This is a genomic window from Oharaeibacter diazotrophicus (assembly GCF_004362745.1).
Taxonomy (GTDB): domain Bacteria; phylum Pseudomonadota; class Alphaproteobacteria; order Rhizobiales; family Pleomorphomonadaceae; genus Oharaeibacter; species Oharaeibacter diazotrophicus.
The window spans coordinates 564,502-576,912 of sequence record NZ_SNXY01000006.1 but is presented as its reverse complement, the minus strand read 5'-3'; the positions used below and the strand labels follow the sequence as shown (position 1 = coordinate 576,912).

The following is a 12,411-nucleotide window of genomic DNA, read 5'->3' as shown; positions in this document are numbered from 1 at the left end:
CGAGTCGCCGGAACGTCGCATTCCCGATATCACATGTTGGGATAGTTCGGACCACCCGCACCTTCAGGCACCGTCCAGTTGATGTTCTGGTTGGGATCCTTGATGTCGCACGTCTTGCAGTGGACGCAGTTCTGCGCGTTGATCACGAAGCGCGGAACCTCGGTACCCTCGGTGACCCACTCGTAGACACCGGCCGGGCAGTAGCGGGTCGACGGGCCGGCGAAGGTGCCGAGCTCGGAGACACGCTGCAGCGCGGCGTCCTTGACCTTCAGGTGGACCGGCTGGTCCTCCTCGTGGTTGGTGTTCGACAGGAACACCGACGACAGCCTGTCGAACGAGATCTTGCCGTCCGGCCGCGGATAGGCGATCGGCTTGTAGGTCTTGGCCGGCTTCAGACTGGCGGCGTCGGTCTTGCCGTGTTTCAGCGTGCCGAAGGGCGACCAGCCGGTCAGCTCGTTCAGCCACATGTCGAGCGCGCCGAGCGGGATGCCGGCCAGCGTGCCGAGCTTCGACCACAGCGGCTTGACGTTGCGGACCTTCCAGAGGTCGCGGCCGATCTCGGAGGCGCGCCAGCCGTGCTCGTAGGCGAGCACCTCGTCGTGCTTGCGGTTGCGGCCGAGCTGCTCGGCGACCGCGTCGGCCGCCTGGATGCCCGAGAGCACCGCGTTGTGGCTGCCCTTGATGCGCGGCACGTTGACGAGGCCGGCCGAGCAGCCGAGCAGCGCGCCGCCCGGGAACACCAGCTTCGGCACCGACTGGAAGCCGCCCTCGGTGATGGCGCGCGCGCCGTAGGCGATCCGCTTGCCGCCCTCGAAGGTGTCGCGCACCAGCGGGTGCTGCTTGAAGCGCTGGAATTCCTCGAAGGGCGAGAGATAGGGGTTCTCGTAGTTGAGGTGCACCACGAAGCCGACGGCGACCTGGTTGTCCTCGAGATGGTAAAGGAACGAGCCGCCGCCGGTGCTCCAGCCGAGCGGCCAACCGAACGAGTGCTGGACGAGGCCCGGCTTGTGCTTGGCCGGATCGATCTGCCACAGCTCCTTGAGGCCGATGCCGAACTTGGCCGGCTCGCGGCCGGCGTCGAGGCGGAAGCGGGCGATCAGCTCCTTGGCCAGCGAGCCGCGCACGCCCTCGCCGATCAGCGTGTACTTGGCGCGCAGTTCCATGCCGCGCTGGAAATTCGGGCCCGGGGTGCCGTCCTTGTGCACGCCCATGTCGCCGGTGGCGACGCCGACCACGCGGCCGGCCTCGTCGTAGAGCACCTCGGCGGCGGCGAAGCCCGGGTAGATCTCGACGCCCATCGCCTCGGCCTTGCCGGCGAGCCAGCGGCAGACGTTGCCGAGCGAGACGACGTAGTTGCCGTGGTTGCCCATCAGCTTGGGCATCGCCCAGTTCGGCAGGCGGGCGTAGCCGGCGGGGCCGAGCAGGTAGAAGCGGTCGTCGGTGACGGCGGTCTTGAACGGGTGGTCCGCCTCCTCGCGCCAGCCCGGCAGCAGCCGGTCGATGCCGACCGGGTCGACCACCGCGCCCGAAAGGATGTGGGCGCCGACCTCCGAGCCCTTCTCCAGGACCACGACCGAGATGTCGCGCCCGGTCTCCTCGGCGATCTGCTTCAGCCGGATCGCGGCGGAGAGACCGGCCGGGCCGGCGCCGACGATCACGACGTCGAATTCCATGGCTTCGCGTTCGGGCAGGTCCACCGCGCTCATCTCGTCTCCCATCGGGCCTCCGGCCGCACCCCCGGCGCCGGCGGAGGCGCACTCTATCCCGCATGCCGCACCGCCGAAAGGCGGCGTTCCGTCATCTTTTCTGATAGGGCCATTCGGTCCGCGAATGAACCGCGAAATGACGCTTACGTCAACGTCAATTCTAAGTCGCCATATGGAATGCTCGTTCCACTTTCATAGTGCACTGCACAATGATCGAAAGATCCCTCTGGAGCGCCCGTTCCATCGCCGGGCTTCCGACCCCGGCCGCCGTCCTGCTATAGGTGAGCGATGATGCTCGCCCCCTCCCCGACCGACGGCGGATCCGACGCCCTGCTGGCGCTGCTCGAGTGGTACGCCGGCGCCGGCGTCGACGCCGTGCTCGACGACGCGCCGATCGACCGCTTCGCCGCCTCGGCGGCCGAGCAGGCCCAGCGCCGCCCGCGCCCGGCGACGCCGCCCGCGCAGCGGGCCGAGCGCGCCCTCCCCGGCTCGGCCGGCGCGCCCGCCTCTGCCCGGCAGGCGCCGCCGCAGCCCTCCGCCGCGCCGGCGCCGACCGCGCTGTCCTCCTCCGACGCGGTGATGGCCGCGCGCACGGCCGCGGCCTCCGCCGGCACGCTCGAGGCGCTGCGCGACCTCCTCGCCGGCTTCGACGGCTGCAATCTCAAGCTCACGGCCAAGAACCTCGTGTTCGGCGACGGTTCGCCGTCGGCCCGGCTGATGTTCGTCGGCGAAGCGCCCGGCCGCGACGAGGACCTCGAGGGTCGGCCCTTCGTCGGCCGCTCCGGCCAGTTGCTCGACCGCATGCTCCGGGCGATCGGGCTCGACCGCGGCCGCGACGTCTACATCGCCAACACCATCTACTGGCGCCCGCCCGGCAACCGCGAGCCGAGCGACGTCGAGGTCGCGATCTGCCGGCCGTTCATCCTGCGCCAGATCGAGCTGGTCGACCCCGACGTGCTGGTGCTGCTCGGTGGGCAGGCCGCCAAGACGCTGCTCGGCGGCGACGCCGCGAAGTCCGGCATCCGCAAGCTGCGCGGCCGCTGGATGGGCTTCGACACCGGCCGGCGCACCGTTCCGGCGCTGCCGACCTACCACCCGGCCTATCTGCTGCGCAGCCCGATCGAGAAGCGCCTCGCGTGGCGCGACATGCTCTCCGTCCGGGCGCGGCTCGCCGGCGGCGATGGCGCCGCGGAACCGGAACGTTAATCACCATCGTGCAGGATCCGGCGCATCCGCTCCGGAGCCGCCGTCCGATGACCACCGCCCGCCCGACCAGGATCCGCCCGCTCGCCGCCGTCCTCGCCCTCGCCCTGTCGACCGCCGCCGCCCCGGCCGCGGCGGCCGACCCGCCCGCCTTCCCCGGCGCCGACGGCTTCGGCGCGGCGGCGACCGGAGGGCGCGGCGGCCGCGTCGTCTACGTCACCACACTGGCGGCGAACGGCCCCGGCTCGCTGCAGGCGGCGCTGGACATGACCGGTCCACGCTACGTGCTGTTCAAGGTCAGCGGCCTGGTCGACGCCCAGGTCCACTTGACCCACGGCGACGTCACCATCGCCGGCCAGACCTCGCCCGGCGGCATCACGCTGCGCGGCCTGATCACCGACGAGGCGCCGTTCCTCGACCAGGACGTCCGGGCGCCGGACCGCTTCGCCGAGAACTGGATCCTGCGCCACGTCCGGCTTCGGCCCGGCGCCGACGGCCCGGCCGACGACGGCCTCCGCCTGCGCTACACCCGCAATGCCGTCGTCGACCACGTCTCGATCGGCAACGCCGTCGACGAGGCGGTCGAGATCTCCTATTCGAGCCGGATCACGATCCAGGATAGCATCCTCGCCGAGACGATCGGTAGCCACGCCTTCTACGGCGGCGTGCTGATGAACTACTCCAATCCGGCCTTCGGCTTCCCGCTCGACCGGATTTCGCTCAGCCGCAACCTGTTCGCGCGCATCCAGGGCCGACTGCCGGAGATGTCGCGGGAATCGCCGGCGGCGGCGCGCACGACCCTGTCGGCGCAGGTGACGTCCAACCTCTACTGGGACCCGACCTTCTACGTGGCGATCGCGCCGGACACCAATGTCGTCACCGACGGCGCCGGCCGGCCCTATCCGCTGTTCTACCGGCTCGCCCTCGTCGACAATGCCTTCGTCACGCGGCCCGCCTTCCCCTACGCCATGTTCGGCGACGGCGTGCTGCGGGCGTCCTCCGCCGCGCGCAACCGGATCCTCCTCGCCGGCAACCGGCTGTCGACCCGGCCGGAGCTCTCCGGCACGGACCTGTTCTACTGCTGCAACGACTTCGCCCAGTTCGGGCCCGACCGCTCGCCGATCCGGGCGAAGCTCGTCCCGTCCCTCGCCGGCTTTCCGCGGGTGGCGCGCAAGGCGCCTGACGCGCTGCCGGCCTACGTGGTCGGCAACGTCGGCGCCTTCCCGCGCGATCCGATGGACCGCCGGCTGGTCGGCGCGGTCGCGGCCGGCAAGATCGACCCGCGCCGGACCGACCGCAATCCGGTCGGCGACGCGTTGCTGCCGGCCTTCGACGGGGCTCCTCCGCCGCCCCCGCGCGACCGCGACGGCGACGGCATGCCCGACGACTGGGAAGTCGCCCACGGCCTGCCGCCGGATCGCGCGGGCGCCAACGCCCGCACGCTCTCCGCCGCCGGCTGGACCGACCTCGAGGTCTACCTGAGCGAACTCGCCGCGCTGCGCGTCTCCGGCCGCTGACGGCCGCCGGTCAGTTCGGCATCGCCATCGCGATGCCGGCGACGCCGACCGGATTGCCGCCCTGGAGCACGTTGACGTAGAGCGCCGCCCGTCCGCTCGGCAGGTCCGCGTTGCGGATCCAGCGGACGCGGTAGGTCCGTGTCTGGCCCGGGGCGAAGTCGAGGGTCAGCGAACTGCGGAAGCTGCCGACGCAGGCGCCGGCGGCGTTGGCCTGACAGATCTGGCGGGAGACCGGCGCGGGCTCGAAGCCCTCCGTGGGCATGCCGGGGACGCGGTCGGACGGATAGACCGTCAGCTTGCGCTTGGTGCCGTAGTTGCGCACCGTGTAGACCACCGGGGCGGGCTTGCCCTCGGCCGGCGCAATCGTGTTGGTCGGCAGGTTGACGGGCTGGACCAGGGCGTCGGCGAGCGCCGTCGGGTAGCCGAAACCGACGAGGCTCGAGCTGCCGAACAGCACGTCGAAGTCGAGACCGATGGACATCGGCTCCGTGCACACCGGCACCATCGGTTGCACGTGGAAGCCGAGCGCGGGGACGCGCTGTTCGATGTCGAAGCGGACCTTGGCGCCCTTGCCGATGTTGACCGGCGTGTTCCAGCCGGCGAGCGCCTTGTTGGTCCTGGGGTCGAAGGCGCGGTAACGGAAGTTCCAGCCGTAGCCGGTCGTGACGCCGGTGCCGACGGCGTAGGTGTAGGGCAAGGTCATCACGAAGCAGCCGCGGACGATGGCGGTCGAGGTGTTGGTGACCGCCATCTGGATCCGCCGGAGGTCGCCCAGCTTGCCGGCGTCGCTGCGCCGGTTCAGCGTGTAGCGCAGCGCGTTCGAACTGGCCTCGGTCGTGAAGCTCAGCAGATAGACGCGCTGCACCGCGCGGCCGACCAGTTCGCCGGCGGAGACGAGGTTCACGACGGCGTCGCGCACGAAGGCGCCGACCTGACCGAAGGCCGGGCCGTTGCCGACCGAGGCGAGCTCGAGCGACACGGCCGAGTTCGCGCCCAGCGCGCCGGAGCGGCCGAATTCGGGCTTCAGCGTCGACGAGGGAAATCCGGTCTGCACCTTCGGCTGGTCGACCGGCACGCCCGCCACGCTGAGCACGTTGGGCATCGGGATCTTGAAGGCCTTCGGGTCGTCGAAGAGCCGGGCCCCGAGGACGAAGGACGCGTTCGGCGACAGCACGAGGAAGCGCTGGTTGCCCATCACGGGAACCGGCAGGGCGTGGGTGTTGAGCTGGAACGGTACGGGATTCGTGTCGGAGACGCGCGAGGCGTCGTCGGCGACGCCGACGGTCACGACGTCGCCGGTCGCGACGGCGACGCTGGCCATGGCGATGGAGTCGCCACCCGGCGAGGTGCGGAGCGGCGTCGGGCCGACCTCCGTCACCAGCGTCGGCACGCCGCCCACCGGCGTCTTGATCAACACGAGATGCAGCGTGTCCCGGTCGCTGCCGCTGGTGTCGAACACCAGGATACCGTCGGCGGCCGCCTTGACGCGGTACCAGACGGCGACCGGCGTCGGCATGTCGCCCGTCGGCTTGTATTCGAGCGGGTCCGGCGTCGCGCCGGTCAGGCTGCCGATGATGCCGATCTCGACCGGCAGGGTCAGCGCCTTGGCGAAGTCGTCGTTGACGGGCGGAGCCGCCGCGGCGGCGAGGCTCGATCCGAGAAGGATCGCGAGCGGGGCGAATGCACGAGCGAACATGTCCGGCCTCCCTGGCGGCCCGCAGTATGGCGGGGCGCGTCGTCGGTGGTGCCCAGGGTCGAAATGCGAGGACCGTCCCGCCGACATGGAAACGGCGCGGCGGACAATGGCGTGCGCCGGCCGATATGCCGGCCGGCGACACGATTCTAACCGCGATCGCGCCCCGAGGGAAATCCCGAATGCGCAGACAAATGGCCGGCGCCCGGAACCCCGCTTCAGACCCGCGCGCTGGCGAGCGCGAAGGCGCTCATGTTGACGACGCCGCGCGAGGTCACCGACGGCGTCAGGATGTGGGCGCTCTTGGCGGTGCCGAGCAGCAGCGGGCCGACGTGGAGCGCGTCGGTCGCTATCTTCAGCACGTTGAGCGTGATGTTGGCCGCGTCGAGCGTCGGGAACACCAGGAGGTTGGCCTCGCCGGTCAGCGTCGACTTCGGCAGCACGCGATCGCGCTCGTGCGGCGACAGCGCGGCGTCGCCGTGCATCTCGCCGTCGACCTCGAGGTCGGGCGCCGCCCGGCGCAGGATCGCCAGCGCCGCGCGCAGCTTGTCGGCGGACGGCAGGTCGCGCGAGCCGAAGTTCGAGGCCGACAAGAGCGCCACCTTCGGCGCGATGCCGAAGCGGCGGATCTCGGCGGCGGCCTGGATCGTCGTCTCGGCGATCTCGGCCGGGGTCGGGTCGGGCCGGACGTAGGTGTCGGTCAGGAACAGCGGACCGCGGTTGGAGATCAGCAGCGACAGCGCCGAATAGTCGGAGGCGCCGGGCGCGAGGCCGACGACGCTGCGGATGTCGCGCACGCGCTTGATGAAGCGGCCCTCGAGGCCGGTCAGGAGCGCGTCCGCCTCGCCGCGCTGCAGCGCCAGCGCGCCGATCACCGTGGTATTGGTGCGCACGATGGTGCGCGCGGCGTCGGGCGTGACGCCGCGCCGGCCGACGAGGTCGAGGAAGAGGTCGACGTAGTCGCGGTAGCGCGGGTCGTCCTCGGGGTTGACGCAGGCGAAGTCGCGGCCGGGGCGGATCTTCAGGCCGTAGCGCAGGCAGCGCGCCTCGATCACCTGGGGACGGCCGATCAGGATCGGCTCGCCGAGGTCGTCCTCGATCAGCACCTGGGCGGCGCGCAGCACGCGCTCGTCCTCGCCGTCGGAGTAGATCACCCGGCCGCGACGCTCCTTCGCGGCCGCGATGATCGGCTTCATGACGAGGCCGGAGCGGAACACGAAGCGGTTGAGCCGGTCGAGATAGGCGGCGAAGTCGGTGATCGGGCGGGTCGCGACGCCGGTCTCCATCGCCGCGCGCGCGACCGCCGGGGCGATCCGGAGGATCAGCCGGTTGTCGAACGGCGAAGGGATCAGGTACTTCGGCCCGAAGGTCTCGCTGACGCCGCCGTAGGCGCGCGCCGCGACGTCCGAGGGCTCCTCCTTGGCGAGCGACGCGATGGCGCGCACGGCCGCGGCCTTCATCTCCTCGTTGATCGTCGTCGCGCCGACGTCGAGCGCGCCGCGGAAGATGTAGGGGAAGCAGAGGACGTTGTTGACCTGGTTCGGATAGTCCGACCGGCCGGTGCACATCATCGCGTCCGGGCGGACGGCGAGCGCCTCCTCCGGCGTGATCTCCGGATTGGGATTGGCGAGGGCGAGGATCAGCGGCTTCTCGCCCATCTTCGCCACCATCTCCGACTTCAGGACGCCGGCGGCGGACAGGCCGAGGAAGACGTCGGCCCCGACGATGATCTCGCCGAGGTGACGGGCGTCGGTCTTCTGGGCGTAGACCGACTTCCAGCGGTCCATCAGCGCCTCGCGGCCCTCGTAGACGACGCCCTCGATGTCGGAGACCCAGACGTTCTCGCGCCTGACGCCGAGCGAGACCAGGAGGTTGAGGCAGGCGAGCGCCGCCGCGCCGGCACCCGAGGCGACCACCTTGATCTGCGACAGCGCCTTTCCGGAGAGTTCCATGGCGTTGACCACCGCGGCGGCCACGATGATCGCCGTGCCGTGCTGGTCGTCGTGGAACACCGGGATGTGCATCATCTCGCGCAGCCGGGCCTCGACCTCGAAGCACTCCGGCGCCTTGATGTCCTCGAGGTTGATGCCGCCGAAGGTCGGCTCCAGGGCCGAGACCACGTCGACGACCCGGTCCACCGTCGCGGCGTCGATCTCGATGTCGAAGACGTCGATGCCGGCGAACTTCTTGAACAGGACCGCCTTGCCCTCCATCACCGGCTTGGAGGCGAGCGGGCCGATGTTGCCGAGGCCGAGCACGGCGGTGCCGTTCGACACCACCGCCACGAGGTTCTGCCGCGCCGTGTAGTCGGCGGCGCGGGCGGGATCGGCGGCGATCGCGAGGCAGGGTGCGGCGACGCCCGGGGAATAGGCGAGCGCGAGGTCGCGCTGGTTGCCGAGCGGCTTGGTGGCACGGATCTCCAGCTTGCCCGGCCGGGGCTCGCGGTGGAAATACAGCGCCGCCTCGTCGAGTTCGGACCCCACCAGCCGCTTCTCGGTCATCGCGATCTCCTCCTCGACCGGTTTTTTCCCCTGATACCACAGGGCCGACGACGCGAAAGAGTCGGAGTTCCACATCGAACCGATTGAGAGGCCCGCCGCGGCGAGCGCCGGCGGCGCCTCACCCGCGCCCGTGCAACCCGGTCAGCAGTCCGACGGGCACGCGCAGCGCCGCGAGCGTGCGCGACAGGCCGCGGCGCAGGCCGGCGACGGCGCCCCGGCGCCGCGTCGATCCGTCGGCGGGGCGGACCACGGCGGCGCGGCTGCGCAGGCGCACCACACGGCCGCGGCCGATCCTGAGCACGAGGTCGACGTCCTCGAGCGCCGGCAGCGGCCGGTGGCCGCCGAGGCGGCGATAATGTTCGCGCGCGATCAGCACGCCCTGCGCCCGGTCCGGCAGGCCGGTAAGCCGGCTCGCCATGCCGGCGAAGAATTCGCGCAGCCGCGCGCCGGCGGTGACGTCGTCGAGGGCGAAGCTGAAGACGGCCGCGACCGAGCCGGCGCGGCCGCCGCGCACCGTGCGCTCGACGAAGGTGGCGACCTCGACCTCCCAGCGCGGATCGAGCACGACCCCGGGTTCCAGGAACAAGAGCCACTCGCCCCGGCTCGACGCCGCCGCCCCGGCCGCGAGACGCTCGGACAGGGGTCCCGGCCGCTCCACGAGCACGCATCCGGTGACGTCGGCGACGCGGCGGGTGTCGTCGCGCGAGCCGCCGTCGACCACGACGACCTCGCGCACGGTACCGTCGGCCGCCGCCGGCACCAGCGAGGCCAGCGTCAGCGCCAGCGGTTCCTCGTGGTCGAGGGTGGGGATCACCACGGAGAGCATCCGGTCTCTATCCGGGTTTCGGGCGGAATATTCAAGCCGTTCCATCGTTTCCGCCGCACGCGTCGCGATCCCGGCGCGTCCGGACGGGTGTTCGGGTGGGGGAACGAATTCGTTCTTGATCCGTTCGCAAATCGGGGTAGGATCAAATCATGAACGCAATGTTCGCCACCCGCCAGATCGCCAAGCAAGCTCCGGGGCAGGTCCGCGGGCGAGTCCCCGAGCCGGTCCCCGGGCGACCTTCCGGGCGAGCCCCCGCAGAAGCCCCTCCCGAAGCTCTCCGAGACGCCGCGATGCAGCCCCTCGTGCAAGCCGTGAAGGCCTCCGTCCCGGCCCGCCCGCGGGCCCTCCCCCGTCCCGACGTCGTGCCCGGCGGACCCGGCGACGACGTCCACGCCGACGGTCTCGGCGGCACGGCCGTGGCGGCCGAGCGCCGCCGCGGCCGCGGCGCCGGCGTCAACCCGACCGCCCGCTTCGAGCCGACGTCGGCGACGGCGTTCGACGACGGCTGGGGCTCGGCCGACGATCTGCCGCCGCTGAAGACCACGGTCCAGGTCGAGCGGGCGCGCACCATCGTCACCCGCAACGACAGTCCGGACATCTCGTTCGACCGCTCGATCAACCCCTACCGCGGCTGCGAGCACGGCTGCGCCTACTGCTTCGCCCGGCCGACCCACGCCTACATGGGGCTGTCGCCCGGTCTCGACTTCGAGACGAAGCTGTTCGTCAAGCCGAACGCGGCGGAGCTGCTCGAGCGCGAGCTCGGCGCGCCGTCCTATCAGCCGCGCACCATCGCCATGGGCACCAACACCGATCCCTACCAGCCGATCGAGCGCGAACACCGGATCACCCGGGCGGTGCTCGAGGTGCTGGCGAAGACCGGCCACCCCGTCGGCATCGTCACCAAGTCGGCGCTGGTGACGCGCGACATCGACATCCTCGCGCCGATGGCCGAGCGCGGCCTCGCCAAGGTGGCGATCTCGGTGACGACGCTCGACCGCCGCACCGCGCGGGCGATGGAGCCGCGCGCCGCCTCGCCGGAGAAGCGCCTGGAGGCGATCCGCCAGCTCGCCGCCGCCGGCATCCCGACCGGGGTGATGGTGGCGCCGGTGGTGCCGGTGGTCACCGATTCCGAGATCGAGCGCATCCTCGACGCCGCCGCCGCCGCGGGCGCCACGGAGGCCGGCTACGTGCTGCTGCGCCTGCCGCTCGAGGTGTCGGAGATCTTCCGCGACTTCCTGCTGCGCGCCTTCCCGGACCGGTTCCGACACGTCATGAACGTGCTCCGGGCGATGCGCGGCGGCAAGGACTACGACGCCGAATGGGGCAAGCGCATGCGCGGCACCGGCCCCTACGCTTGGCAGATCGGCCGCCGCTTCGAGATCGCGGCCAAGCGGCTCGGCCTCAACAAGACGCGCGCCCGGCTCACCACCGAGCATTTCCGCAAGCCGGCCAACGGCGGCGTCCAGCTCAGCCTGTTCTGATCCGCGTCGGCGCCGGACCGTAAGGCGGATTCGGGGAGGCGCGGCGGTGCGGTGCATCCCCGGTTCCGCCGCGACCTTCCGCGGATCGGCGCGTGGGGAGTGTACCGGATGCGAACCGGCCGACTTGCAATCGCGCGCGAACACGCCTACGTGATCGGGCGTCGGCAGGGTGCGAACGCGTCGCCGACACGGGGAAGCGGATCTTCTCGCATCGTTGCCGACCGGCTGGTGGAAACCATGCTCCGAACGACGACCGTATCGATCACGGGGAAAACGTGGTGCCGAATGCACCGCGTCGACGCTCTCTGACCGGCCACGGGGCGACGTGGCCACGCCACTTCACCCACGCGACCTCCACGAGTTCCCCGATGTCTCCCTCTCCGCGCTCCCGACTCCTCGAGCGGACGACCATGCGCCGAACGCGCTGTCGATGCCGTGCATCCCGATGACGGCACCTTGCGTTTGACCATCCGATCAAAGACCGGCTCCGAGCCGGCAGGCGTTCGAGGATGACTCCCGACATGTTCGACAACTACCTCGTCGAAGTCCACGACAACCCGGTCGGCATCCTGGTCCGGGAAGGCCGCCACTTCGCCTTCCATGCGCTCGAGGACAGCGTCAAGGATCTCGAGGGCCAGGTGTTCCCCGACGCCTTCGCCGCCGAGCGCGCCGCCCGCAAGCACCTCGACGCCCGCCGGCAGCAGCGTCAGGCCTGAAGAAGCGCGATTTAGCGTCCCGGCCGCCCTTCGGCGCCGGGATCGCTGTTTCTCCGGATCGGATCGGTAGGTCTCACGCCGGACTTGTGCACCTTGCCGGATCAGCCGAAACGGGCGGCCACCAGATAGGCGACGGTCGCGGTCACCGCGGTGAGCAGCGTGCCCCAGGCGATGTCGACCACCACGATCGTGCTCGACCAGTTGCGCAAGGTCGCGAGGTTGGTGACGTCGTAGGTGCCGTAGCACAGCATCCCGAGCAGGCCGCCGTAGAGCGCCGCGGTCGTCCAGTTCGACGACGACAGCGCCGGGTTGACCGCGAACACCACCACACCCGCCACGTAGATCAGGTAGAAGGCAGCGGCCGGTCCGACCAGCGGCCGTTCGAGCAGCAGCGCGCCGATCTCGCGCCGGTAGATGTCGCGGGCGATCACCGACAGCCACAACAGGTCGACCGCCAGGAAGGTGCCGACACCGGCGAGGTAGGCTGCGACGAGGCGCGTCATGGGCGGGGTCTCTCGGGCTCTGTCGTCCGGCCTCGCGGATGCGCCGGCTTCCGTCCGACCTTACGCGCACGGGGCCGCTTCGGATCTATCCGCGGCCCCCGCGCCCGAGGGTTTTCACGGCCCCGTGCCCCCTTGCGCGGCTCCGCGAACTCCCCTAGAACCCGAGCCCGTGAGGCCACGTGGCGGAGTGGTTACGCAGCGGATTGCAAATCCGTGCACGGGGGTTCGATTCCCTCCGTGGCCTCCAGTTTCCCCGGTATCTCGG

The 12,411-nt window shown here is 71.1% G+C and carries 9 protein-coding genes and 1 tRNA gene; 5 read left to right on the top strand and 5 right to left on the bottom strand.

What is annotated here, in order from left to right:
* Positions 1-29: 29 nt before the first annotated feature.
* On the bottom strand, positions 30-1,706 hold the full coding sequence (locus EDD54_RS02875) for an electron transfer flavoprotein-ubiquinone oxidoreductase (protein ID WP_126536756.1): 1,677 nt from the start codon (positions 1,704-1,706) through the stop codon (positions 30-32).
* 291 nt (positions 1,707-1,997) lie between these two features.
* Between EDD54_RS02875 and EDD54_RS02870 the strand changes: the two genes are divergently transcribed.
* Together EDD54_RS02870 and EDD54_RS02865 are read left to right on the top strand one after the other, a co-directional pair.
* Complete coding sequence (locus EDD54_RS02870) at positions 1,998-2,912, top strand: uracil-DNA glycosylase (RefSeq protein ID WP_126536758.1); 915 nt, start codon at positions 1,998-2,000, stop codon at positions 2,910-2,912.
* Positions 2,913-2,959: 47 nt separating this feature from the next.
* The gene (locus EDD54_RS02865) at positions 2,960-4,426 is read left to right on the top strand and encodes a hypothetical protein (RefSeq protein ID WP_126536760.1); all 1,467 of its coding nucleotides are present in this window, start codon (positions 2,960-2,962) and stop codon (positions 4,424-4,426) included.
* 10 nt (positions 4,427-4,436) lie between these two features.
* Here EDD54_RS02865 and EDD54_RS02860 read toward each other — a convergent pair whose 3' ends face one another.
* The 3 genes from EDD54_RS02860 to EDD54_RS02850 form a co-directional block, all read right to left on the bottom strand.
* Positions 4,437-6,122 (bottom strand): hypothetical protein, encoded by a 1,686-nt coding sequence (locus EDD54_RS02860; RefSeq protein WP_133673950.1) that lies wholly within the window; start codon positions 6,120-6,122, stop codon positions 4,437-4,439.
* Positions 6,123-6,337: 215 nt separating this feature from the next.
* Positions 6,338-8,620: an NADP-dependent malic enzyme gene (locus tag EDD54_RS02855; RefSeq protein ID WP_126536762.1), complete on the bottom strand. Its 2,283-nt coding sequence runs from the start codon at positions 8,618-8,620 to the stop codon at positions 6,338-6,340.
* Between the two features lie 118 nt (positions 8,621-8,738).
* Positions 8,739-9,446, bottom strand: coding sequence for a glycosyltransferase (locus EDD54_RS02850; RefSeq protein WP_126536764.1), 708 nt, complete (start codon positions 9,444-9,446; stop codon positions 8,739-8,741).
* A 290-nt stretch (positions 9,447-9,736) separates the two neighbouring features.
* Here EDD54_RS02850 and EDD54_RS02845 point away from each other — a divergent pair, with 290 nt between their 5' ends.
* On the top strand, positions 9,737-10,927 hold the full coding sequence (locus tag EDD54_RS02845) for a PA0069 family radical SAM protein (RefSeq protein ID WP_126536766.1): 1,191 nt from the start codon (positions 9,737-9,739) through the stop codon (positions 10,925-10,927).
* A gap of 521 nt (positions 10,928-11,448) precedes the next feature.
* Positions 11,449-11,643, top strand: a complete 195-nt coding sequence (locus tag EDD54_RS02840) for a hypothetical protein (protein ID WP_126536768.1) — start codon at positions 11,449-11,451, stop codon at positions 11,641-11,643.
* Between the two features lie 101 nt (positions 11,644-11,744).
* Here EDD54_RS02840 and EDD54_RS02835 read toward each other — a convergent pair whose 3' ends face one another.
* Positions 11,745-12,146, bottom strand: coding sequence for a DUF2177 family protein (locus tag EDD54_RS02835; RefSeq protein ID WP_126536770.1), 402 nt, complete (start codon positions 12,144-12,146; stop codon positions 11,745-11,747).
* Between the two features lie 173 nt (positions 12,147-12,319).
* On the opposite strand from EDD54_RS02835, the gene EDD54_RS02830 reads away from it, so the two are divergent.
* Positions 12,320-12,393, top strand: a tRNA-Cys gene (locus EDD54_RS02830).
* Positions 12,394-12,411: the final 18 nt, after the last annotated feature.

Excerpts from the sequence above, each read along its gene's own strand:
- EDD54_RS02875 (WP_126536756.1), bottom strand. The coding sequence starts at position 1,706 with ATGAGCGCGGTGGACCTGCCCGAACGCGAAGCCATGGAATTCGACGTC.
- EDD54_RS02870 (WP_126536758.1), top strand. The coding sequence starts at position 1,998 with ATGCTCGCCCCCTCCCCGACCGACGGCGGATCCGACGCCCTGCTGGCG.
- EDD54_RS02865 (WP_126536760.1), top strand. The coding sequence starts at position 2,960 with ATGACCACCGCCCGCCCGACCAGGATCCGCCCGCTCGCCGCCGTCCTC.
- EDD54_RS02860 (WP_133673950.1), bottom strand. The coding sequence starts at position 6,122 with ATGTTCGCTCGTGCATTCGCCCCGCTCGCGATCCTTCTCGGATCGAGC.
- EDD54_RS02855 (WP_126536762.1), bottom strand. The coding sequence starts at position 8,620 with ATGACCGAGAAGCGGCTGGTGGGGTCCGAACTCGACGAGGCGGCGCTG.
- EDD54_RS02850 (WP_126536764.1), bottom strand. The coding sequence starts at position 9,446 with ATGCTCTCCGTGGTGATCCCCACCCTCGACCACGAGGAACCGCTGGCG.
- EDD54_RS02845 (WP_126536766.1), top strand. The coding sequence starts at position 9,737 with ATGCAGCCCCTCGTGCAAGCCGTGAAGGCCTCCGTCCCGGCCCGCCCG.
- EDD54_RS02840 (WP_126536768.1), top strand. The coding sequence starts at position 11,449 with ATGTTCGACAACTACCTCGTCGAAGTCCACGACAACCCGGTCGGCATC.
- EDD54_RS02835 (WP_126536770.1), bottom strand. The coding sequence starts at position 12,146 with ATGACGCGCCTCGTCGCAGCCTACCTCGCCGGTGTCGGCACCTTCCTG.